The following is a 22508-nucleotide window of genomic DNA, read 5'->3' as shown; positions in this document are numbered from 1 at the left end:
CTGAGCACAGATGAAGAGGGAGCGGGAACACCAGATGCGCATTGGAGTGCTAACCGGTGGCGGTGACTGCCCGGGATTGAACGCGGTGATCCGGGCCGTGGTCCGGACCAGCGAGGTCCGGTACGGGTCGGCGGTGGTCGGATTCCTCGACGGCTGGCGGGGATTGCTCGAGGACCGGCGGATCCATCTCGCCGCCGACGACCGGAACGATCGGTTGCTCGCGAAGGGCGGCACCATGCTGGGTACTGCCCGCACACATCCGGACAAGCTGCGTGCCGGCCTCGACCAGATCCGGCAGACATTGGACGACAACGGCATCGACGTACTGATCCCGATCGGCGGCGAGGGCACGTTGACCGCCGCGTCCTGGCTGTCCGATGAAGGCGTCCCGGTGGTCGGGGTGCCCAAGACCATCGACAACGACATCAATTGCACCGACGTGACGTTCGGGTTCGACACCGCGCTGACCGTCGCAACCGACGCCATCGATCGTCTGCACAGCACCGCCGAGTCGCATCAGCGCGTGATGCTGGTGGAAGTGATGGGCCGCCACGCCGGCTGGATCGCGCTGCATTCGGGCATCGCGTCCGGTGCACACATGATCCTCATCCCCGAACAGCCGTTTGATGTCGAAGAGGTGTGCCGTCTGGTCAAACGCCGCTTCCAGCGCGGTGACTCGCACTTCATCTGCGTGGTCGCCGAGGGGGCCAAACCTGCCGAGGGCAGTAACTTCTCGGTGCTCAAGGGTGGACTCGACGAGTTCGGACACGAGCGGTTCACCGGGGTCGCTCAACAGCTCGCCGTCGAGATCGAGCGCCGGATCAACAAGGAAGTACGGACGACCGTGCTCGGTCACGTGCAGCGCGGTGGCAAACCGACACCTTACGACCGGGTGCTGGCCACCCGATTCGGGGTCAACGCCGCCGACGCCGCGCACAACGGGGACCACGGGATGATGGTCAGCCTCCAAGGGCCGAACATCGGATTGGTTCCCATCGGTGAGGCCACCAAAGAGCTCAAACTCGTTCCCCAGAACCGCTACGAAGACGCCGCGGCCTTCTTCGGCTGACCCCCACCCCGATGATGTGCCCTTATGGCGAGTAAAGCCCAGGTGAGCGCCGCCAAAAGGGCACATCATCGGGGGTGTGGGGGCCAGTTAAACTCGGTGCATGACCGAACTGCTCGACTACGACGATGTCATTTCCGAATTCGACCCCGTGATGGGCATGGAGGTGCATGTCGAGCTGGGCACCAACACCAAGATGTTCTGTGGCTGCCCCACCACCTTCGGTGCCGAACCGAACACCCAGGTGTGCCCCGTCTGCATCGGCTTGCCGGGCTCGCTGCCGGTGGCGAACGAGAAGGCCATCGAGTCGGCGATCCGCATCGGCCTGGCCCTCAATTGCTCGATCCGCCCGTCGAGCACCTTCGCTCGGAAGAACTACTTCTACCCGGATCAGCCGAAGAACTACCAGATCTCGCAGTACGACGACCCCATCGCGTACGACGGCTACCTCGACGTCGCGCTCGACGACGGCACCACCTGGCGCGTCGAGATCGAGCGGGCGCACATGGAGGAGGACACCGGCAAGTCGCTGCATGTCGGATCCACCGGTCGTATCCACGGCGCGAGCCACTCGCTGCTCGATTACAACCGCGCGGGTGTGCCACTGATCGAGATCGTGTCCAAGCCGATCGAAGGAGCGGGGGAGCGGGCACCGGAGGTCGCCCGCGCGTATGTCACCGCACTGCGTGATCTGCTGAAGTCGCTCGGTGTCTCCGACGTCCGCATGGACCAGGGCTCGATGCGCTGCGACGCCAACCTGTCGTTGATGCCCAAGGGCGCCACCGAGTTCGGTACACGCACCGAGACCAAGAACGTCAACTCACTCAAGAGCGTCGAGGTCGCGGTCCGGTACGAGATGCGGCGCCAGGGTGCGCTGCTCAAGTCCGGGGTCGACATCATCCAGGAGACCCGGCACTTCCAGGAGTCCGACGGATCCACCTCGGCCGGGCGCCGCAAGGAAACCGCAGAGGACTACCGCTATTTCCCGGAACCGGATCTGCCTCCGGTGCAACCCGATTCGGCATGGATCGAGGAACTCCGCGAGACCATCCCCGAACTACCTTGGCTGCGGCGCGCACGGATTCAGCAGGAGTGGGGTCTGTCCGACGAGGTGATGCGTGACCTGGTGAACCTCGGTGCCGTGGACCTGATCATCGCGACAGTGGAGTCCGGTGCGTCGGTGGACGCCGCGCGCGGTTGGTGGGTCTCGTTCCTGGCCCAGCAGGCGAATTCCCGGAGTACCGAGCTGGCGGATCTGCCGATCACCCCGAAGCAGGTTGCGGCCGTTGTCGCTCTCGTCGACGAGGGCAAACTCACCAACAAGCTCGCGCAGCAGGTCGTGACGGCAGTGCTCGACGGTGAGGGCGAACCCGAACAGATCATCGCTGACCGAGGTCTGGAGGTCGTGCGCGACGACTCCGCGTTGCAGAAGGCGGTCGACGAGGCGTTGACCAACAACCCCGACATCGCGGAGAAGATCCGCAGCGGCAAGGTGGCCGCCGCAGGCAAGATCGTGGGCGATGTCATGAAGGCCACACGGGGACAGGCAGATCCGGCCCGGGTCAAGGAACTGGTACTGGCCGCCTGCCAGTAGCGGTTCAGATGTTGGTGTCGGCGGGGCCCTGCGGCATCGGGATGATGATCACCCGATCGTCTGTGGGGCCGGCCGTACCGGTCTGTTTGTTCACCGTCGCGACCTGAAACAGGCCACCGGGTACAGCGGTGAGGCGTCCGAGCGACCCGTATCGCTTCTCCAGCACGGTGACCGGTTCAGCCGTGGTGGGCTTCTCCTCGGTCGGTGCCGCCAGGGCCTGAAGTCGTTGAGTCCTGGTCTGCGACACCATGATCATGCCGTTGACCGCAGCGCATCCCGCCGTTTCCGGTTTGTCGGGCCAGGTCCACAGCGTGCGCGCCACCCCGGTGGCGCTGATCAGCTGGAGGCGGTCCTCGGCGGGGGCGCGGTCGGTAAGGTACAGCGCACCGGTGGCGACGTCGGGGCACAAGGCCGGATTCGATCCCAATCCCGAGGTCAGCACCCGGGGTGGGGTGGTGCTACCCGATGCCAGGTCCGTGACCGACAGAATCTTGCCCGCCAGGGATGCCGGGTCCGAGGCCGCTTGTGGATCGCCTGCGTCGCCGGTGGCCACCAGCAGTTCGGTCGGACTCTTGAAATAGATGGTTCCCATGTTCCCGACCGGGCCCTTCGGGATACCGACGAGGATCGGCTTGGGCACGTCATTCGGGGCCAGCCGGACAACCCGGTTGTCGGTGGGGGTGGTGATGTAGGCGTAGAGCAATTGATCCTGCGCGAAATCCGGGGAGAACGCGAAGTCCAGCAGGCCGCCGTCGCCGGAGGCATCGACCTCGAACGAGGCCACGTCCTGAGTTGGGCCGCCGCGCTTGGTGCGCACGATCTTTCCCGTGGTGCGTTGCGCGACCACGGTCGCCGTCGCGTCGGCATTTCCTGGGAGCACGCCGCTGGTGGTGTCGAGACACGTGGCGATGACGGTCGGGTCGGGGTCTGGGCACGGACCCGTCGGAGCGCCCGGATCGGTCGGCGGCGGACTGCTCGGTGTCTGTTCCTGCTGCTGCAACGGCGGGTTGGGGTTGGTGGAGAACTGGCCGGCGTCGCGGTTGCGGTCCTGCTCGGCGAAGCCGTCGGCACATCCGGTCACCACGGTGGCTGCCGCCACCAGCATGATCACGATCCGTGCGATCGCAGACCCGTGGTGCATTGTCATGGCGTCCACCCTACTGATCGGGCGCGCCCGGCCCGGCGAACACTTGGGTTGCCCGGTGAGCCTCTAAGGTCGAACTGTGACCGAACGAGATCCTGACGGCCAGGGGTCGAGCCCCTACGACGAGCCCACCGAACAGATCGGAGTGCCGCAGCGTGCGGCGCGCGACCCGCAGGCGACCCGGCCGGAGGGCGATACCGGCGCCTATGGCTACGCGCCCTACCGCTCTCCTCGCTCCGGTGAAAGTGGTCAGTTCGCCCAGGACGAGGCGGAACTGGAAGAGACCGAGCAGATCCCGACCATGCGCAAGCAGCCTGCCGGCGCGACGCCGGCCGGTGGTCAGGCAGTCGACGACGATCTGTCCCGTCAGGACACCGATGTGGTGGCCAGGCCCGCTGCAGCGGCGCCCTCCACCGCGACAACCCGGATTCCGACGGCGGGTGTGGACCGGGACGACTTCCATCGTCAGCACGGTCCGCAGCCGCGATACGACGACGATGACGACTTCGCGACCCGCGGCCCGGCTGAGCCCGAACCCGTCGGTCCGGTGGTCACCGAGGCGCCCGTGCGGCGTGGGACCACCGATCTGGGATTGCTGATCCTGCGGGTGGGTGTCGGCCTGATCGCGATGGCCCATGGCAGCCAGAAACTGTTCGGGTGGTGGAACGGCCCCCGGCTCAGCGGCTTCGAGGACTACCTCGTCAACTCGGCGAACACCAACATCGGGTTCAACCCGGATGCCGCCAAATGGCTTGCCGTGCTGGGCGCACTCTCGGAGACCATCGGCGGGTTGATGCTGGTGCTCGGACTGCTGACCCCCATCGCGGGCGCGGCGGTCCTGGGCGTCATGGTTGTCGCCGCGCTGTTCAAGTCGACCCTCGCGGGCGGCGTGTGGTTCTTCGCCGTCGACCCCGACTTCACCAACAAGGGCATCGAGTACGAACTGTTCCTCGGTCTGGCGGCCGCGGTGATCATCTTGACCGGGCCCGGCCGTATCTCTCTCGACTTCAACCGGGGCTGGGCCACCCGGCCGTTCATCGGATCGGTCGCCTGGCTTGTTGTCGGCATCGCCGCACCGGTGGCGATCTGGTTCCTGTTCAACGGAACCAACCCGTTCGAATCGCCGGGTAACCCCGCCCAGTAGTCGGGCCCCTCGCAACTTCGCCAACTTCGTCGCCGTGGCGGGCCGCCGGGGGCATATGTCCCTCGGCGGCCTCGCAACGGGCCGATCTCAGGGCCGATCGAGACCGGTCAATCGACCTGGCGGACCGCACCCTTGTCGGCTGACGTGGCGAGCTTGGCGTACGCGCGCAGCGCGGTGGTCACCTTCCGATCGCGGGCTTGCATCGGCTGCCACGGGCGTTCGGATGCGTTCATCTTTGCTCGGCGATCGGCGAGGACCTCGTCGTCGACGAGCACCTCCAGCTTGCGGGTCTTCACGTCGATCAGGACCTGGTCACCGTCCTCGATGAGTCCGATGACACCACCCGCAGCCGCTTCCGGCGAGATGTGGCCGACCGACAGGCCCGAGGAACCACCCGAGAAACGCCCGTCGGTGATGAGCGCACACTTCTTGCCCATGCCCGTGCCCTTCATGAAGGCAGTGGGATGCAGCATCTCTTGCATGCCGGGCCCTCCAGCAGGACCTTCGTACCGCACCACCAACACTTCGCCGGCCTGAATGGTCTTGCTCAGGATGACCTGGACGGCTTCGTCCTGGGACTCGACCACGCGAGCCGGGCCCTGGAAGTGCCACAGTTCCTCGTCGATGCCGGCCGTCTTGAGTACCGCGCCGTCCTCGGCGAGATTGCCGCGCAGCACGCACAACCCGCCTTCGATCGTGTAGGCGTGCTCGATGTCGCGGATGCATCCGCCGGCAGCATCGGTGTCGAGAGAGCTCCATCGATTCGCAGTCGAGAACGGTGTGGTGGTGCGAACGCCACCGGGGGCGGCGTGGAACAGCTCGAAGGCCTCGTCGGTTGCCTTGCCGCCGCGGATGTCCCAGTCGTCGAGGAAGGCAGCCATCGTCGGCGAATGAACCGTGCTGGTGGTGTCGTCGAGCAGTCCTGCCCGACGGAGCTCGCCCAGGATGGCGGCGATTCCGCCGGCCCTGTGCACGTCTTCCATGTGGTAGTCCGAGTTGGGCGACACCTTCGACAAGCAGGGCACCCGCCGGCTGATCTCATCGATGACCGTGAGATCGAAGTCGCGGACCTCGCCTTCCTGGGCGGCAGCCAATACGTGCAGAACGGTGTTCGTCGAGCCGCCCATGGCCACGTCGAGCGCCATGGCGTTGCGGAATGCACTGGGAGTCGCGATGTTCCGGGGGAGCACCGACTCGTCATCGTCCCGGTAGTACCGCAGCGCCGCCTCGACGATCACCTGTCCGGCCTTGCTGAACAGACTGCGGCGCGCTTCGTGGGTCGCGAGGGTGGAACCGTTGCCCGGCAGGGCCAGCCCCAGCGCCTCGGTGAGGCAGTTCATGGAGTTGGCCGTGAACATGCCCGAGCACGATCCGCAGGTCGGGCACGCGGCGAGTTCGACCTCTCGGAGCGCGGCATCGTCGACGGCGTCGTTGGCAGAGGCCGAGATCGACGTGATCAGGTCTGACGAGGGATGCACCGTGTCTCCGACGACAACTGCCTTGCCGGCCTCCATCGGGCCGCCCGAGACGAAGACGGTGGGGATGTCGAGCCGCATGGCCGCATTCAGCATTCCCGGGGTGATCTTGTCGCAGTTGGAGATACAGACCAGCGCGTCGGCAGTGTGGGCGTTGACCATGTACTCCACCGAATCGGCGATGATCTCCCGGCTGGGCAGCGAGTAGAGCATGCCGTCGTGGCCCATCGCGATACCGTCGTCGACAGCGATGGTGTGGAACTCCCTCGGCACGCCTCCCGCAGCACGAACAGCGTCTGCCACGATCTCGCCCACGTCCTTGAGGTGCACATGGCCGGGTACGAACTGGGTGTACGAATTGGCAATGGCCACAATCGGTTTGCCGAAATCGTCGTCAGTCATCCCGGTGGCGCGCCAGAGCGAGCGGGCGCCCGACGCATTACGTCCGACAGTGGTGGTGCGTGACCTCAAATTCGGCATGGCTGCAGATTCCTCGATTGCTCGACCAGATCCGGCCGGGCTGCGGCACGGAATAGTTGCGCGGTCAACCGTACTCCGGTGCGCGCGGCCGCATTTGCGCGGCCGTACGGATTCAGCAGCACTCAGTCCGTGTTTCGGCCCACCAGGTTTCGGCGCACGCGGAGTAGACGCGGACCATCCCAACGCTGATCATCTCGACGCGGACGGGCCGGCGGAGGGCCCTCCAGGACTCAGGTGGCTGTACCCTCGCCCGGTTTGGTGCCGGACTCTCCATCGTTGTCGGAGATGGTGTCATCGGTCGACGAGGTCGGCTCGGGTGTGGGCTCCTCGACCTCTGCTATCCGTTCCTGCTCGGGGCTGTCGATCGCGTAGGGGTCGGGTATGCGTCCGCGGCTGGCCGCCGACAGGCGGGGAGGTCACGGAAGGTGATGGCGGGCAGCACGAGTTTGGACTTGTCGGTCCGGACCGCACGCACAGCGCCCCACTTGGGGAACTGCAGTCCGGCGATCTGGTCCCATGTTGCCGAACGGCGACCCCGCAGACTCACGGCGGTGACCCCGTCCTCGGTGACGATGGTGCGCAGCCGATGGATCCACAGGGCCAGCAGGATCGGGACCACCAGGGTCCAGCCGAGGTAGCGCAACGATGCGCCCGCCAGGGCCAGCGACGTCACCGCCATCATGAACGCGGCAAAGTAGGCGACCGGAGTGATGCGGAACACCGCGGGCAGCTCGATTGATTCGGTCTCGGACACCGAGACATTGTGGCATCCCCGAAGACGCAGACGGAATCGGCGATGGACACGACCCCGCGGCCTGGTCGTCGAGCCGATCCCACGATGTGGGATCGGATCTCAAGGAGTTTGACTCACTGCATCCGCAGTTCTAGCCTGGCTAACTGTGATGCAAAAACAGATTCTCGTACTCGGCCGGCGCGTCATCGCCTGACCGGGTATCTCCCACGAGTACTCACAAAGCATCGACGCGCCACCCTCGCACAGCAACGGCTGTCGGGGGTTTTTTGTTGTCCACCGACGCATACGGCCCAGGGCCGTGGTGTCCGAACAGAGGGAAGGTGCAGTGAGCGCACCAGCAGCACGCACCCAGCCGGGGTCCCACCCCGGTGGTCAGACAACGCAGCAGGCCAAGGGGCCCGTCGCCCCGCGGCGTACGCCAGGGAATGGTTCGCCGGTAGCCCCGTCCGCAACCGGTCCCCGTCGAACGGTGGCACCGGAGCGGGTCAGTGGTGCCAAGGCAGTAGTGCGCGCCCTCGAGGAACTCGGCGTCGATGCGGTCTTCGGCATTCCCGGCGGAGCGGTCCTCCCGGTCTACGACCCACTGTTCGACTCCAAGCAGGTCCGCCACGTCCTGGTTCGGCACGAGCAGGGGGCCGGCCACGCCGCCACCGGTTACGCGCAGGCCACCGGACGCGTCGGGGTGTGCATGGCGACCTCCGGTCCCGGTGCCACCAACCTGGTCACGCCCCTGGCCGATGCGCAGATGGACTCGGTGCCCATCGTCGCGATCACCGGGCAGGTCGGCCGTGCGCTGATCGGTACCGACGCCTTCCAGGAAGCTGACATCTCCGGCATCACCATGCCGATCACGAAGCACAACTTCTTGGTCAACAGTGGTGCGGAGATCGCGAAGGTGATGGCCGAAGCTTTCCACATCGCCGAAAGTGGCCGTCCCGGAGCAGTTCTCGTCGACATCCCCAAAGATGTGCTGCAGGCCCAGACCACGTTCTCGTGGCCGCCGCAGCTCGATCTGCCCGGCTACCGTCCTGTCACCAAGCCTCACGGCAAACAGGTGCGGGAAGCCGCCAGGCTGATCGCGTCGTCGCGTTCACCCGTGCTCTACGTCGGTGGCGGGGTCATCAAGTCCGATTCCTCCGCTGAGCTGCTCGAGCTGGCCGAATTGACCGGTATTCCCGTGGTCACCACCCTCATGGCCCGCGGCGCGTTCCCCGACAGCCACAAGCTGCACCTCGGAATGCCCGGAATGCACGGAACGGTTGCCGCGGTCGCGGCCCTTCAGCGCAGCGACCTGCTGATCACCCTCGGCGCTCGCTTCGACGACCGTGTCACCGGCGCGCTCGATTCGTTCGCTCCCGACGCCAAGGTCATCCACGCCGACATCGACCCTGCCGAGATCGGCAAGAACCGGCACGCGGACGTGCCGATCGTCGGGGATTGTCGTGCGGTGATCACAGAGCTGACCGAGGCCATTCGTGACGAGCGGGCGACCACCGCGGCTGCGCCGGACCTGAGCACCTGGTGGAGCTACCTCGACGGGATCCGCCGCACCTACCCGTTGAGCTACGACCGCCCGGCCGACGGCTCGATGTCGCCGGAGTTCGTGATCTCGGCGATCGGCAAGACCGCCGGCCCGGACGCGATCTACTGCGCGGGTGTCGGACAACACCAGATGTGGGCCGCACAGTTCGTCTCGTACGAGAAGCCGCGTACGTGGCTGAACTCGGGCGGACTGGGCACCATGGGTTACGCCGTCCCGGCTGCCATGGGCGCCAAGCTCGGTATGCCCGACACCGAGGTGTGGGCCATCGACGGCGACGGCTGTTTCCAGATGACCAATCAGGAACTGGCCACCTGCGCCATCGAGGGCATCCCCATCAAGGTCGCCGTCATCAACAACGGCAATCTGGGCATGGTTCGGCAGTGGCAGACCCTCTTCTACGAAGAGCGGTACTCCAACACCAATCTCTCGACTCACCATTCCGAGTCGTCGGTGCGGATCCCGGACTTCCTGAAGCTCGCCGAAGCACTCGGCTGTGTCGGATTGCGTTGTGAGCGCGAGGAAGACGTCGATGCCGTGCTCGCCGAGGCGCGTGCGATCAACGATCGTCCGGTGGTCATCGACTTCGTCGTCGGTGCCGACGCCCAGGTGTGGCCCATGGTCGCCGCGGGCACCGGCAACGACGAGATCATGGCGGCCCGCGGAATCCGGCCGTTGTTCGACGACGACGAGGCCGCATCCACCGAACCCGCCGAGATCCACCGGACGATGGCCGGCGGAGACATCGCCGGCGTCGAATCGGTGCAGACCACCCGGATCAGTGACGAGAAAGACGAGACGAAATGACGACGCATCACACCCTCAGCGTGCTCGTCGAGGACCGTCCAGGTGTCCTGGCCCGCGTTTCGGCTCTGTTCTCGCGCCGCGGGTTCAACATCGAGTCCCTCGCCGTGGGAGCCACCGAACTCAAAGGTGTCTCGCGGATGACCATCATGGTCGCGGTCGAGGATTTCCCTCTCGAGCAGGTCACCAAGCAGCTCAACAAGCTGATCAACGTGATCAAGATCGTCGAGCAGGACCCGGACACCTCCGTGGCCCGCGAGCTCATGATGATCAAGGTGCGCTCGGATGCGTCGGCGCGCGGAGAGGTGATCGAAGTGGTCAACCTGTTCCGGGCGAAGGTCATCGACGTGTCGCCGGAATCGATCACCGTCGAGGCGACCGGTACTCCCGACAAGCTCGAGGCACTGCTGAAAATGCTTGATCCGTATGGAATCCGCGAGATCGCCCAGTCGGGCATCGTCGCGCTCGGTCGAGGTCCGAAGAGCATGTCGGCGGCACGCTGAGGCGTTCGCCGGAATGCGGTCGGCCCGTCCCGGGCCGAGTTCGTCACCACACCAGAAGTTCGAGTCGAATAAAGAACTAGTCCCTGGCCAATGAGGGCCGGGGGATCACCGAAGAAGGGAAAACCAAGTGGCAGTCGAGATGTTCTACGACGACGATGCCGACCTGTCGATCATCCAGGGCCGTAAAGTTGCGGTCATCGGATACGGCAGCCAGGGACACGCTCACTCGCTGAGCCTGCGTGATTCCGGCGTCGAGGTCGTGATCGGCCTGCGCGAGGGCAGCGCTTCGCGCGCCAAGGCCGAGGAGCAGGGCCTCAAGGTCCTGACCGCGTCCGAGGCCGCCGCCTGGGCCGACGTCATCATGGTGCTCGCCCCGGACACCTCACAGGCGAAGATCTTCAAAGATGAGATCGAGCCCAACCTCAACGACGGCGACGCGCTGTTCTTCGGCCACGGCCTCAACATCCACTTCGACCTGATCGAGCCGGCTGACAACATCACCGTCGGCATGGTCGCCCCCAAGGGTCCGGGCCACCTCGTGCGTCGGCAGTACGTCGACGGCAAGGGTGTGCCCTGCCTCATCGCGGTCGATCAGGATCCCAAGGGCAACGGCGAGGCCCTGGCCCTGAGCTACGCCGCTGCGATCGGTGGAGCCCGCGCGGGTGTCATCAAGACCACGTTCAAAGAAGAGACCGAAACCGACCTCTTCGGCGAGCAGGCCGTGCTCTGCGGCGGCACCGAGGAACTGGTCAAGATCGGTTTCGAGGTGATGGTCGAAGCCGGCTACGCGCCCGAGATGGCGTACTTCGAGGTGCTGCACGAGCTCAAGCTCATCGTCGACCTCATGTACGAAGGCGGCATCGCCCGCATGAACTACTCGGTCTCCGACACCGCCGAGTTCGGTGGCTACGTCTCCGGTCCCCGCGTCATCGACTCGGGTACCAAAGAGCGTATGCAGGGCATCCTCAAGGACATCCAGGACGGCACCTTCGTCAAGCGTCTCGTCGCCAACGTCGAGGGCGGCAACAAAGAGCTCGAAGGCCTGCGCAAGCAGAACGCCGAACACCCCATCGAGGTCACCGGCCAGAAGCTGCGTGACCTGATGAGCTGGGTTGATCGTCCGATCACCGAAACTGCCTGATACGCAGTAGTTTTCACAACAAGCCCCGGGCCACTTTGGACCGGGGCTTGTTTGTTGTGGTTGCGTTTGTTGTTGTGGTTGCGTTTGTTCTTCGTCTCACCAACTGTGTTTTTGGCTCGCTGGCGCTCGCGGGCAGGCGGCCTTTCTCGCGTCGTCTTCCCTCGTCGACTCAGTCGCTGCGCTCCCTCGCTCCTCAGTCCAGACAACGCGGGCCGCCTGCGTTGCGGCCGGGTTCGGAGTGGGTAAACAGGCTCAGAACACTCTGAAACCCTCAACCCCCCGCTTGGGCATGTCATCGAGGAGCGCCTTGATGTTGGTGCCGGTCTCCGGACCGATGCACCCTACGAAGTAGTAGGCGTTGACCATGCCGATGAGCCTGTCGCCGACTACGACGGGGCTTCCGGAATCGCCTTCGACAACGCAGATCTGGCTGATGTGTTCGGTGCCGTTGGAGAACCAGGTGATGCCACAGGTGTTGCCGGTGGTGCGGCCTTCTTTGCAGGCGATGCTGCCGACTGCCGGGGGAGTGGTCTGGACGCCGCGGATGGTGACACTGCCGACCGTGCGGGTGGGGGTCACCTTGGTGTTGTCGAACTTGATGATGGCGTAATCGAGTTTGTGGTTGGAGAACGCGATGCGGCCGAGTAGACCGCGGTTCTGGAACTGTTCGGAGATGACCCGCTGGCCGCCCTCGCCGCAGTGTGCCGCCGTCAGTCCGTAGAGGTCGCCCCGGTTGTCGGTGCCGATGGTGGTGAGGGTGCACGCCGCTGCGGTGTTGCCCCCGGTGAGGATGAGGATTCCCGACCCGCCTCCGAGGGTGACCTTGGCGGGATCCGCGCTCGCCGTGCCGGCCCCCACCAGCACGAGTGCGGCCATTGCGATCGCAGCGCAGACGGCGAGCAGTTTCCTCAACATTTCGATTCCCCAATCGTGTGTGCGGGCCACCTGAGCGCCCCCCGCCCGGATGCAATATAACCGTAACGCAAGTCACACGGAGCTAGATTGCCTGCACGCGAATGAAGATTCTTTAATCACGCAGGTCGGATGCTTGTCGGTCTACCCACCCGCGGGAAATCCGCAGGAGAGGGCCTCTAAGCTGATCGCTGGAGTTGCCAACTGAGTTTGCTCCCGGTAGAGCACCGGGCGCGGCCCGACACCAGGAGAAAATCACCGTGAGTCCCACCGGCCGCCCAGTCGTCCTGATCGCCGACAAATTGGCCCAGTCCACCGTTACTGCACTGGGTGAGGATGTCGAGGTGCGCTGGGTCGACGGCCCGGATCGTCCCAAATTGCTCGAAGCCGTCAAGGACGCCGATGCGATCCTGGTCCGATCGGCCACTCAGGTTGATGCCGAGGTCCTGGCTGCCGGACCCAATCTGAAGATCGTCGCCCGCGCCGGAGTGGGCCTGGACAACGTGGACGTGCCGGCTGCCACCGAACGCGGGGTCATGGTCGTCAATGCGCCGACCTCGAACATCCACACCGCCGCAGAGCACGCCGTCAGCCTGCTGCTGTCCGCGGCCCGCCAGATCCCCGCAGCCGATGCGACGCTGCGTCAGCACGAATGGAAGCGGTCGAGCTTCAACGGCGTGGAGATCTTCGGCAAAACCGTCGGTGTCGTCGGGCTCGGCCGGATCGGGCAGCTGTTCGCGCAGCGCCTCGCGGCCTTCGAGACCAACATCATCGCGTACGACCCCTACGTGTCCCCGGCTCGCGCCGCGCAGCTCGGCATCGAACTCGTCAGCCTCGATGAACTCCTCGAGCGTGCCGACATGTTCTCGGTGCACCTGCCCAAGACGCCGGAAACCCTCGGGCTGATCGGCGCCGAGCAGCTGGCCCGTACCAAGAAGGGCGTCATCGTGGTCAATGCCGCCCGTGGCGGTCTGATCGACGAGCAGGCTCTCGCCGACGCCATCGCGTCCGGTCAGGTCTTCGCTGCCGGGCTCGACGTGTACGCCACCGAGCCGTGCACCGATTCGCCGCTTTTCGAGCTGCCGCAGGTTGTCGTCACCCCGCACCTCGGTGCGTCCACCTCGGAGGCCCAGGACCGCGCGGGCACCGACGTCGCCAAGAGTGTTCGGTTGGCCCTCGCCGCCATTTCGTTCCCGACGCAGTCAACATCACGGGCGGGTCTGTGGACGATGAGGTCGCGCCGTGGCTCGAACTCGTCCGCAAGCTCGGCGTCCTCGTCGGCGCGTTGTCCGGTCAGGTTCCGGCCAACCTCACCGTCGACGTGCGCGGCGAGATCGCCGTCAAGAACGTGGACGTCCTCGGACTGTCCGCGCTGCGCGGGTTGTTCTCGGCGGTCATCGAGGAGCCGGTCACATTCGTGAACGCTCCGGCTCTGGCAGCGGAGCGCGGCGTGACCTCCGAGGTCACCACCGCGTCCGAGAGCCCGAACCACCGGAACCTGGTCGACCTGCGCGCTGTGTTCGGCGACGGCACCGTGCTGAACGTGGCTGGCACCCTCTCGGGTCCGGCCGAGGTCGAGAAGGTCGTGAACATCAACGGCCGCAACTTCGATCTGCGTGCCGAAGGCCGCAACCTCGTTGTCGCCTACGGCGACAAGCCCGGATCGCTCGGCAAGATCGGCACGCTGCTGGGTAACGCCGGTATCGACATCCAGGCTGCCGGCCTCTCCCAGGACGCCGAGGGTGAAGGCGCAACCATCCTGCTCCGTGTCAGCCAGGAAGTTCCGGCAGCTGTTGTCGAGGCCATCGGCGAGGCCGTCGACGCCACCCTCATCGAGCAGGTGGACCTGTCGTGAAGCTGGCTGTCATCGCGGGAGACGGCATCGGACCCGAGGTCGTCGGGCAGGCGCTGGACGTTCTCGATCAGGTGCTTCCGGGGGTCGAGAAGACGGAGTTCGACCTCGGCGCCCAGCGCTACCACCGCACGGGCGAACTGCTCACGGACAGCGACCTCGCCGCCATCCGCGAACACGACGCGATCCTGCTGGGTGCGATCGGGGACCCGTCGGTGACGCCGGGCATCCTCGAGCGCGGGCTGCTGCTGAAGATGCGATTTGCTCTCGATCACCACGTGAACCTGCGCCCCAGCAAGCTGTTCCCGGGCGTGCGTTCGCCGCTGGCCGGAAATCCTGACATCGACTTCGTGGTGGTACGTGAGGGCACCGAGGGTCCGTACACCGGAAACGGTGGCGCGATCCGCGTGGGTACCCCCAACGAGGTCGCCACCGAGGTCAGTGTCAACACTCGCTTCGGCGTCGAACGTGTTGTCCGAGATGCTTTCTCGCGTGCGCAGGCACGCCGCAAGCACCTCACCCTGATCCACAAGACAAACGTGCTGACCTTCGCCGGGTCACTGTGGAAGCGCACCGTCGACGAGGTCGCGGCCGAGTTCCCGGAAGTGACGGTCGATTACAACCACATCGACGCGGCAACCATCTACATGGTCACCAACCCGTCGCGCTACGACGTCATCGTCACCGACAACTTGTTCGGCGACATCATCACCGACATCGCCGCGGCGGTCAGTGGCGGTATCGGTCTGGCGGCGTCCGGCAACATCGATGCCACTGGTACCAACCCGTCGATGTTCGAGCCGGTTCACGGCAGCGCACCCGACATCGCCGGGCAGGGCAAGGCCGATCCGACGGCTGCCATCTTGTCCGTGGGACTGCTGCTGCGTCATCTCGGTCATGACGCCGAAGCCGACCGCATCGACCAAGCGGTCGCTGCCGACCTCGCGGGCCGCGGCGATCAGCCGGTGACCACCGACGAGGTCGGGACCCGGATCAAGGCTGCACTCGGCTGAATCGAGTACCTCCGAAAGTCCGCTCCACCTACTTCTGTTCGCTCCCGTCGCAAGCGGTGCGAACGAAAGTAGGTGGAGCGGATTTGTTTGGTGGCTCTTCGTCGGCCGGGACCAAGCCGATCGCGATGGCCGGCGCGGCCGCGGAGATCAAGAAGGCCGCCGGATAGCCGAAGGCGCCGATCGCCATTCCGAACAGGGGAGTGGATCCAGCCATCCAGAGATACTGGCCGGTGTTCTGGATCGCGAGTCCACGCCCGCTCCACCCGGGGCCCGCGAATTCGGCGATGGCGGTGAAGGCCAACCCGTTGTCCGCCACGGTGATCACGCTCGCGACCACCATGACGATGGCTGCGGTCGGGCTGTCGAGCCAGTCCGTGAACGCGAGCAAGCCGACCGAGGCAGCCGCGCCGACGGCGATCAGCCGAATGGGTTTGGTGCGCGACCCCCACGAGTCCGACCACCGCCCGGCGGCGATACGGCCGAATGCGCCGAGTACCTGGCTGATCGTCACCAGTATCCCGGCGCTGAGGGCTGACCATTCGTGTTGCACGATGAGCCACGCCGGGACGAAGGTCCACAACATCCCCTGCGGGATCGACAGCAGGATGCTGACGCCGTGTACTCGCGGCAGAAAACTGCTCCCACGATAGGGATTCGGGGACTCGACCGCGGATCCGTCGGCTTTGGTCTCACGGGGTGGGTCTGCGATGACTACTGCCACGAATACGGCCGCCAATGTTGTGACCACCAGAGGAACAGCCAAACCCGCGGTGACGTCGAAGGTTTCGGCCAGCACCGGGATCGTCAACGCGCAGACCCCGATGCCCAACGGCTGCGCCATCTGCCGGACCCCCATCGCGGTGCCCCGGCGATCGGGAGGAAACCATCCGACGACGATGCGCCCGCCGGCGCCGTTGGTCGCCGCCGAAGTGATTCCCGCGACCAGTAGGCACGCGCCGAGGATCACGGTCGGCGCTTCCAAAGCGTTGGCCAGGCAGGCGGATCCGGTTGCCGCGACGGTCAACGTCAGCGACAGCAGCAAGATGCGACGTTCACCGAAGCGGTCCAGCGCAACGCCCCAGGCGATGGTCGCGAGCAGCAGGCCGACCATGGGGACCGCGGCAAGGGTCGAGGCGGCCGTCAGCGACATTCCCTCGGACCGGTGCAGCTCTGGGATCAGGAAAGCTATCCCGCTGACCACGCACGTGGTTGCCATTGCTGCCGTCAGTGAAGCGGCGAGCATCGCCCGACGTCTGGTTTCCGTAGGCACCGCACACCTCCATCGATCTCAATATATGAAACTGATCGTCCACATTCTAAAACACTTAGGGAATGCAACCAACCCGGCTCCCGCCCTGTGAGACGGCGCCGGTGCGATAGTGTGGCGACCATGCGTCTAGGTCGAATTGCGAGCCCCGACGGGGTTGCCTTTGTCAGTATCGAGGGAGAAGGCGGTGATGCCACCGCCCGCGAGATCGCCGAGCATCCCTTCGGCACACCCACGTTCACGGGCCGCAGCTGGCAACTGGCCGACACCAGGCTGTTGGCGCCCATCCTCGCCAGCAAGGTGATCTGCATCGGTAAGAACTACGCCGCGCATGCTGCCGAGATGGAATCGGACGTGCCGCAGAACCCGGTCATCTTCATCAAGCCGAACACGTCGATCATCGGTCCCCAGGTGCCCATTCTGCGACCCAAGTCGTCGGAGCGGGTCGACTACGAGGGCGAGCTGGCCGTTGTCATCGGGCGACCGTGCCGTGATGTGAAGGCCTCTGCCGCCAAAGACGTCATCCTCGGCTACACGGTCGGCAACGATGTGACTGCTCGCGATCAGCAGAAGGCCGACGGTCAGTGGACCCGCGGTAAGGGGCACGACACATTCTGTCCTCTCGGCCCATGGATCGAAACCGAGCTCGACCCAAGCGATCTCGAGATCCGCACAGAACTCGACGGCGAGGTGAAGCAGCGCAGTCGGACCAGTCTGATGCTCCACGACGTGGGTGAGATCGTGGAGTGGATCAGCGCGGTGATGACCCTGCTCCCGGGCGACGTCATCCTGACTGGCACCCCAGAAGGTATCGGCCCCATGAACGCCGGCCAGACGGTGAGTGTGACGGTCGAGGGCATCGGAACCCTCACCAATCCGATCGCCGATCGGGGCAAGTGACATGCGGCCGCAACCCAAGACCGCTCAGGTCAACGGAATTCAGCTGAGTTTTGAAGACGCGGGGACCGGTCCTCTGGTCGTGATGGTGATGGGGACGGGTAGCCCCGGCCGGGTGTGGAAGGCGCACCAGCAGCCGGCGTTGGTCAAGGCCGGCTACCGGGTCATCACCTTCGACAATCGCGGGATCTCGCCGTCGAGCGAGTGCCCCGGTGGGTTCACCCTCGCCGACATGGTGGCCGACACCGCGGCACTGATCGAGTTCATCGGTGCGGGCCCGGCCGCGGTGATCGGCACCTCGCTGGGAGCGAAGATCACCCAGGAGTTGGCGCTGGCTCGTCCCGAACTCGTCAAGTGCGCGGCGATGATCGCCACGTACGGCCGCAGCGGGCCTCTCCAGGAGGCGATCTCAGAGGGTGAGCGTGCCCTGTATGACCAGGGCATCACGCTCCCGCCGCGTTATCACGCCGCGATCACCGCGCACCTGAACCTGTCGCGGCACACACTCGACGACGACGCCGCGGTCCGGGATTGGCTGGACGTCATCGAATTCTCGGGTCAATCCAACACCGCGGGAGTTCGTGCGCAACTGGCGTTGCACGACGGCGAGAGCGACCGGCTGTCGGCCTATGCGGCCATCAACACGCCTTCTCTCGTGGTCGGCTTCGCCGACGATCGGACGTTGCCACCTCACCTTGCGCGCGAGGTAGCCGACGCGATCGGCAGTGCCGAGTACCGCGTTGTCGAGAAGGCCGGACACTACGGGTATCTCGAGCAACCCGACGAGGTGAACTCATTGCTGATCGGGTTCCTCGACCAGCACGCCCGCTGAGCCACGACCGGGCGAGGGCGGCCGGCGGTCAGCGATAGCCTGGGGACATGAGTGATTCGCAGGTCCGCGTCCGTTTCTGTCCATCACCGACCGGCACCCCCCACGTCGGTCTGGTGCGCACCGCGCTGTTCAACTTCGTCCACGCGCGGCACACCGGCGGCACCTTCGTGTTCCGGATCGAGGACACCGACGCGGCGCGAGACAGCGAGGAGTCGTATCAGTCCCTGCTCGACGCCCTTCGCTGGCTCGGGCTCGAGTGGGACGAGGGCCCCGAGGTCGGTGGCCCGTACGAGCCGTACCGTCAGTCGCTGCGCAAGGCACAGCATCTCGACGTGGTGGCCAAGCTGCTCGAGGCCGGCGAAGCGTATGAGGCCTTCTCGACGGCCGACGAGGTCGAGGCCCGCCACAAGGCGGCCGGCCGCGACCCGAAGCTGGGTTACGACAACTTCGACCGCACTCTGACCGATGAGCAGAAGCAGGCCTACCGCGACGAGGGCCGAACCTCGGTGGTGCGTTTGCCGATGCCCGACCGCGACATCGAGTGGGACGATCTCGTGCGCGGCCGCACGGTGATCCGGGCGGGCACGGTCCCCGACTTCGCCTTGACGCGCGGCAACGGTGATCCGTTGTACACGTTGGTCAATCCGGTCGACGATGCCTTGATGAACATCACCCACGTACTGCGGGGCGAGGATCTGCTGTCGTCCACGCCTCGCCAGATCGCGCTGTACGAGGCGCTCACACGGATCGGAATCGCAAAGGGCACACCGGAATTCGGTCACCTTCCGTTTGTGATGGGCGAAGGCAACAAGAAGCTGTCGAAGCGCGACCCGGAATCGAGTCTGTTCCACCACCGCGACCGGGGATTCATCCCCGAGGGGCTGCTGAATTACCTGGCGCTACTCGGCTGGGGCATCGCCGACGATCACGACATCTTCACCCTCGACGAGATGATCGCGGCGTTCGACATCCGTCAGGTCAACTCCAACCCGGCCCGGTTCGATCAGAAGAAGGCCGACGCGATCAACGCCGAGCACATTCGACGCTTGGCTCCGGACGACTTCGCCGGCCGGCTGCGCAGGTACCTGGTCTCCGCTGGGCTGCTGACCCAGCCGGTGGACGACAAACAGTTCACCGTGGTCGCCGATCTGGTGCAGACCCGCATCCAGGTTCTCGGTGACGCATGGGGCTTGATCGCGTTTCTCTATGTTCCCGACAACGAGTTCGCCATCGACGAGACGGCTGCGCGCAAAAATCTGGGAGCCGACGCCGGGCCGGTGCTCGACGCCACCATCGCCGCCCTGAGCGCTCTGGACGAGTGGACCACCCCCGCGATCGAGGCGGCCCTCAAAGATGCGCTGGTGGACAAGCTGGAGCTCAAGCCGCGCAAGGCGTTCGGCCCGGTGCGGGTGGCGGTGACCGGATCCCACATCAGCCCGCCACTGTTCGAGTCGCTCGAGCTGCTCGGCGAGGCGCGCAGTCTCGAACGTTTGCGGCAGGCCCGGGCAAACTTCTGCTGAAAACCCGTTCTGAGCTGGCGATTGTAGGTTCTGGCGGGGGGTTTGATACCCTTCTTTTCGGCGCTTTTCCGGCGGTCACAAGCGGCTTGGAAAGCACCCATTGGGGTATGGTGTAATTGGCAACACAGCGGTTTCTGGTACCGCCATTCTAGGTTCGAGTCCTGGTACCCCAGCGTTCACAGCGCAGCTGTGACAGTTCTGGCCCCGTCGTCTAGCGGCCTAGGACGCCGCCCTCTCAAGGCGGTAGCGCGGGTTCGAATCCCGTCGGGGCTACAACAGAAAGACCCTCTCACCTGCAATGCAGGGGAGAGGGTCTTTTGTTTTGGGTCGCGGCTGCAGAGTCTTCGGGTCGGCAGAGCCCGTCGCCCCGATTCAGTCGGTGGACGGTGTGGAAATACGAACGGCCCCGGTGGGATGCCAGGCCAGCGAGCCGTTTTCGAAGTCCTGTGCTCGGCCGCCGTTGTACTCGTACTCGTTGGACACCGGCCAACCCAGCTCACCGGTTTCGGCCCCTCGGCGGTAGTACGCGTCGCCGATCACGCCGTGAACATGATGTCCGGGGTCGGCTCCCAATCTGCGAAACACGACGCCGCGTTCGAACGCCTGGATGTCGCCCACCCCCTCCACGTAGGTGTGACCCTGCACGGGGTAACCCAGAGGACCGTTCTCCCAGTTCAATCCGGCCCAGTACTCGAAGATGCGCATGTTCACCGCATGTGCGCCGAACCGCGGGTGCCAGTAGATGTAGCCGGCGCGGAACTTCGCGTACCTGCCCGCGCCGTCTGATCCGCAGACCATCTCTCCGGGCGTCTCACGTTCTCCCAGCCAGAAACCCGCCACCTTCTGGACTTCATCGATCTGGTTGACCGCCGGCGGTGTCGGGCCTCGGTTGATCTGTTGCTGGATGTCTTGCCGAAACGCGTCCATGTCCATGCCGCCCGGGTCCCACTTCCCCTGCGAGCGGCCGGCCCATTCCTTGTGACCGATGACGCGATCTGCGCCCAGTCCGAGCCGTCGGCAGATCGCTGCACACACCTTCACGTAAGCCCAGTACTGCGCCGCGGACCATCCTTCGGTGCCGCTGTTCTCCGCCTCGATCCCGATGGAGACCCGGTTGGCGTCATCGGTGGGAATGCCGGGCCAGTCGCCAGGACCGGCATGCCAGGCGATGCCCGCGCCCACAACTGTCGCGACGCCGTTGCGGGCAAGGTGTATCTGGGAACTCAGTCCCAGCTCAGGATGCTCGGCGATGGATCGGGGACTGGCGTCGCCACCGGTGTGGTGTGCCATGACATGTGTGATCTGGCCGAAGTCGCCGTGGCCGCGGTCAAGCCAGCCCGGATACTCGACGGTCTCCACACCCTCGGCGCGCAGAACGTCGGCGAGCCAGACGGGATCTGCCACGGCAGCGTCTCCTAGGTGTCTTGTCGGGTGCGGTCGCGTCAGAGCGGTTGGGCGACGTGGAACACCATCCAGGCCGCCCAGCGCCCCGGTTGCACGGCGAGCGTGGTGATCTCCACCTGGCCGTCCATCACGATCGGCACGTTGACGAACGCTTGCGCTCGAACGCCTTCGGCGAGCCAGGTCTGGATCGAGTCGGGATCGGCATCGTGATGGAGCCGGTAGTTCAACTCGCGACCAGAGTCCGAGACGAGGCGCAGATAGTGCACCATCGGTACCTCCTCGAGTACGGGGTCAACCCGATGAGCGTACAAAAGCCGTCGGACAGCTGAGTGGATCCACCGCGTGTGCGTCTCTGATGCCGTCGATCGGGCGGCGAGTTGAAGAAACCGACGTCGCTGACGCAGGATTGCCCAATGACCAAGAACGAGCTGCTCGCCGAACTCGACCTGAGGATCGGATCATCATCACCCGACATGCCGGGGACGTCATCGACAACCAGCGCCACCGAGAGTGCGGACGACATCCATGCGAGGGATGCGAAATTGTCGTCGTGGCGCGATCAGGTCCAGAATGCAGCCGACGGTGACCCGGTCCTGGACGAGATCGCCGCGCACCTGGCCGAGTGATCACACACTCCGCGGTCGGTGCACGCGATCATTGCTGGTTCAGGAACTCAGCTGTGCTGCCGGCCAACGGGATTTCGGGCATACCCAGCTTGCGGTGATCCCAGCTGCGGACGCGGTCGGGTGAGACCCGGACCGCCACGCGCTTGTTCATCATCTGGTCCACGAACGGTCGCATCTCTTCGGTGTACGGGCCGTTGTACCGTTCCCACACACTGATCCCGACCTTCAGGATGGTGTCGGGGTCGTCGTGGATCGATGCCGTGCCTTCGATCGCAACGCCGCGGAGTTTGTCGTAGGTCAGGCCGTCTTCGATCATCACGGTGCAGATCGGGTTGCGGCGCACGTTCACCGCCTTCTGTGACTTGGCCTTGGTCTCGAACCAGATCTCGCCGTCGATCACCGCGTACCACATCGCGACGAGGTGCGGCCTGCCCTGAGCGGACACCGTTGCCAGTGTCGCGGTTCGGCTCTGGACGATGAACGTCGAGATCTCGTCCTCGCTCATGACAATCTTGCCGCGCTCGTTCGTACCCACTCCGT

The 22508-nt window shown here is 65.3% G+C and carries 19 protein-coding genes, 2 tRNA genes and 1 pseudogene; 14 read left to right on the top strand and 8 right to left on the bottom strand.

Annotation, left to right across the window (positions count from 1 at the left end; translation table 11 throughout):
• The first annotated feature begins 34 nt into the window (after window positions 1-34).
• Window positions 35-1069: an ATP-dependent 6-phosphofructokinase gene (locus tag MVA47_RS20530; RefSeq protein ID WP_247209653.1), complete on the top strand. Its 1035-nt coding sequence runs from the start codon at window positions 35-37 to the stop codon at window positions 1067-1069.
• A gap of 100 nt (window positions 1070-1169) precedes the next feature.
• Window positions 1170-2660, top strand: coding sequence for an Asp-tRNA(Asn)/Glu-tRNA(Gln) amidotransferase subunit GatB (gene gatB, locus MVA47_RS20525; protein WP_247209651.1), 1491 nt, complete (start codon window positions 1170-1172; stop codon window positions 2658-2660).
• Window positions 2661-2664: 4 nt separating this feature from the next.
• On the opposite strand, the gene MVA47_RS20520 is transcribed toward gatB, so the two are convergent.
• Window positions 2665-3801, bottom strand: a complete 1137-nt coding sequence (locus tag MVA47_RS20520) for a sorbosone dehydrogenase family protein (protein WP_247210963.1) — start codon at window positions 3799-3801, stop codon at window positions 2665-2667.
• A gap of 82 nt (window positions 3802-3883) precedes the next feature.
• Here MVA47_RS20520 and MVA47_RS27090 point away from each other — a divergent pair, with 82 nt between their 5' ends.
• Complete coding sequence (locus tag MVA47_RS27090; RefSeq protein ID WP_247209649.1) at window positions 3884-4948, top strand: DoxX family protein; 1065 nt, start codon at window positions 3884-3886, stop codon at window positions 4946-4948.
• Window positions 4949-5055: 107 nt separating this feature from the next.
• On the opposite strand, the gene ilvD is transcribed toward MVA47_RS27090, so the two are convergent.
• Together ilvD and MVA47_RS20505 are read right to left on the bottom strand one after the other, a co-directional pair.
• Entirely contained in the window at window positions 5056-6903 is a 1848-nt protein-coding gene (gene ilvD, locus MVA47_RS20510) for a dihydroxy-acid dehydratase (protein ID WP_247209647.1), read from the bottom strand.
• Between the two features lie 337 nt (window positions 6904-7240).
• Window positions 7241-7657 (bottom strand): PH domain-containing protein, encoded by a 417-nt coding sequence (locus tag MVA47_RS20505; RefSeq protein ID WP_247209645.1) that lies wholly within the window; start codon window positions 7655-7657, stop codon window positions 7241-7243.
• 325 nt (window positions 7658-7982) lie between these two features.
• Between MVA47_RS20505 and MVA47_RS20500 the strand changes: the two genes are divergently transcribed.
• The 3 genes from MVA47_RS20500 (at window position 7983) to ilvC (ending at window position 11645) form a co-directional block, all read left to right on the top strand.
• Window positions 7983-10004, top strand: coding sequence for an acetolactate synthase large subunit (locus MVA47_RS20500; protein WP_247209644.1), 2022 nt, complete (start codon window positions 7983-7985; stop codon window positions 10002-10004).
• Complete coding sequence (ilvN, locus tag MVA47_RS20495; protein ID WP_023963810.1) at window positions 10001-10504, top strand: acetolactate synthase small subunit; 504 nt, start codon at window positions 10001-10003, stop codon at window positions 10502-10504. Before MVA47_RS20500 ends, ilvN begins: the two co-directional genes overlap by 4 nt.
• Window positions 10505-10643: 139 nt before the next feature.
• A complete protein-coding gene (gene ilvC / locus MVA47_RS20490; protein WP_030172040.1) occupies window positions 10644-11645 on the top strand; it encodes a ketol-acid reductoisomerase in 1002 nt (333 codons plus the stop codon).
• Between the two features lie 252 nt (window positions 11646-11897).
• On the opposite strand, the gene MVA47_RS20485 is transcribed toward ilvC, so the two are convergent.
• Window positions 11898-12560, bottom strand: coding sequence for a S1 family peptidase (locus MVA47_RS20485; RefSeq protein WP_247209642.1), 663 nt, complete (start codon window positions 12558-12560; stop codon window positions 11898-11900).
• A 257-nt stretch (window positions 12561-12817) separates the two neighbouring features.
• On the opposite strand from MVA47_RS20485, the pseudogene serA reads away from it, so the two are divergent.
• Both serA and MVA47_RS20475 read left to right on the top strand, forming a co-directional pair.
• A pseudogene (gene serA / locus MVA47_RS20480) lies at window positions 12818-14412 on the top strand (phosphoglycerate dehydrogenase).
• On the top strand, window positions 14409-15422 hold the full coding sequence (locus MVA47_RS20475) for a 3-isopropylmalate dehydrogenase (protein ID WP_023963802.1): 1014 nt from the start codon (window positions 14409-14411) through the stop codon (window positions 15420-15422). The pseudogene serA and the gene MVA47_RS20475 overlap by 4 nt, the downstream one beginning before the upstream one ends.
• A 28-nt stretch (window positions 15423-15450) precedes the next feature.
• Here MVA47_RS20475 and MVA47_RS20470 read toward each other — a convergent pair whose 3' ends face one another.
• Window positions 15451-16692 (bottom strand): MFS transporter, encoded by a 1242-nt coding sequence (locus tag MVA47_RS20470; protein ID WP_247209640.1) that lies wholly within the window; start codon window positions 16690-16692, stop codon window positions 15451-15453.
• A gap of 120 nt (window positions 16693-16812) precedes the next feature.
• Here MVA47_RS20470 and MVA47_RS20465 point away from each other — a divergent pair, with 120 nt between their 5' ends.
• The 5 genes from MVA47_RS20465 to MVA47_RS20445 all read left to right on the top strand — a co-directional run bounded on the left by MVA47_RS20465 (window position 16813) and on the right by MVA47_RS20445 (window position 20211).
• Window positions 16813-17589, top strand: coding sequence for a fumarylacetoacetate hydrolase family protein (locus MVA47_RS20465; protein ID WP_247209638.1), 777 nt, complete (start codon window positions 16813-16815; stop codon window positions 17587-17589).
• Between the two features lies 1 nt (window position 17590).
• Window positions 17591-18418, top strand: coding sequence for an alpha/beta fold hydrolase (locus tag MVA47_RS20460; RefSeq protein WP_247209637.1), 828 nt, complete (start codon window positions 17591-17593; stop codon window positions 18416-18418).
• 47 nt (window positions 18419-18465) lie between these two features.
• A complete protein-coding gene (gltX, locus tag MVA47_RS20455; RefSeq protein WP_247209635.1) occupies window positions 18466-19938 on the top strand; it encodes a glutamate--tRNA ligase in 1473 nt (490 codons plus the stop codon).
• Window positions 19939-20039: 101 nt separating this feature from the next.
• A tRNA-Gln gene (locus MVA47_RS20450) sits at window positions 20040-20111 on the top strand.
• 27 nt (window positions 20112-20138) lie between these two features.
• Window positions 20139-20211 (top strand) — tRNA-Glu (locus MVA47_RS20445).
• A gap of 99 nt (window positions 20212-20310) precedes the next feature.
• Here the strand turns inward: MVA47_RS20445 and MVA47_RS20440 are convergent.
• Window positions 20311-21342: an N-acetylmuramoyl-L-alanine amidase gene (locus MVA47_RS20440; RefSeq protein WP_247209633.1), complete on the bottom strand. Its 1032-nt coding sequence runs from the start codon at window positions 21340-21342 to the stop codon at window positions 20311-20313.
• Between the two features lie 38 nt (window positions 21343-21380).
• Window positions 21381-21611, bottom strand: a complete 231-nt coding sequence (locus tag MVA47_RS20435) for a hypothetical protein (protein WP_030172015.1) — start codon at window positions 21609-21611, stop codon at window positions 21381-21383.
• Window positions 21612-21755: 144 nt separating this feature from the next.
• On the opposite strand from MVA47_RS20435, the gene MVA47_RS20430 reads away from it, so the two are divergent.
• A complete protein-coding gene (locus MVA47_RS20430) occupies window positions 21756-21968 on the top strand; it encodes a hypothetical protein (protein WP_247209631.1) in 213 nt (70 codons plus the stop codon).
• 28 nt (window positions 21969-21996) lie between these two features.
• On the opposite strand, the gene MVA47_RS20425 is transcribed toward MVA47_RS20430, so the two are convergent.
• Window positions 21997-22503 (bottom strand): pyridoxamine 5'-phosphate oxidase family protein, encoded by a 507-nt coding sequence (locus tag MVA47_RS20425; RefSeq protein WP_023963788.1) that lies wholly within the window; start codon window positions 22501-22503, stop codon window positions 21997-21999.
• Window positions 22504-22508 lie beyond the last annotated feature (5 nt).

The sequence above is a fragment of the Williamsia sp. DF01-3 genome (assembly GCF_023051145.1).
In the GTDB taxonomy this organism is placed as follows: Bacteria; Actinomycetota; Actinomycetes; order Mycobacteriales; family Mycobacteriaceae; genus Williamsia.
Note: the sequence above shows the minus strand (reverse complement) of the source record. Positions and strands in the feature narration are given on the sequence as shown.

Bases quoted from the DNA above. Each gene is read 5' to 3' on its own strand.
- MVA47_RS20465 (WP_247209638.1), top strand. From the start codon at position 16,813: ATGCGTCTAGGTCGAATTGCGAGCCCCGACGGGGTTGCCTTTGTCAGT.
- MVA47_RS20485 (WP_247209642.1), bottom strand. From the start codon at position 12,560: ATGTTGAGGAAACTGCTCGCCGTCTGCGCTGCGATCGCAATGGCCGCA.
- ilvD (WP_247209647.1), bottom strand. From the start codon at position 6,903: ATGCCGAATTTGAGGTCACGCACCACCACTGTCGGACGTAATGCGTCG.
- ilvC (WP_030172040.1), top strand. From the start codon at position 10,644: ATGTTCTACGACGACGATGCCGACCTGTCGATCATCCAGGGCCGTAAA.
- MVA47_RS20530 (WP_247209653.1), top strand. From the start codon at position 35: ATGCGCATTGGAGTGCTAACCGGTGGCGGTGACTGCCCGGGATTGAAC.
- MVA47_RS20460 (WP_247209637.1), top strand. From the start codon at position 17,591: ATGCGGCCGCAACCCAAGACCGCTCAGGTCAACGGAATTCAGCTGAGT.
- gatB (WP_247209651.1), top strand. From the start codon at position 1,170: ATGACCGAACTGCTCGACTACGACGATGTCATTTCCGAATTCGACCCC.
- gltX (WP_247209635.1), top strand. From the start codon at position 18,466: ATGAGTGATTCGCAGGTCCGCGTCCGTTTCTGTCCATCACCGACCGGC.
- MVA47_RS20430 (WP_247209631.1), top strand. From the start codon at position 21,756: ATGACCAAGAACGAGCTGCTCGCCGAACTCGACCTGAGGATCGGATCA.
- MVA47_RS20520 (WP_247210963.1), bottom strand. From the start codon at position 3,801: ATGCACCACGGGTCTGCGATCGCACGGATCGTGATCATGCTGGTGGCG.
- MVA47_RS20435 (WP_030172015.1), bottom strand. From the start codon at position 21,611: ATGGTGCACTATCTGCGCCTCGTCTCGGACTCTGGTCGCGAGTTGAAC.
- ilvN (WP_023963810.1), top strand. From the start codon at position 10,001: ATGACGACGCATCACACCCTCAGCGTGCTCGTCGAGGACCGTCCAGGT.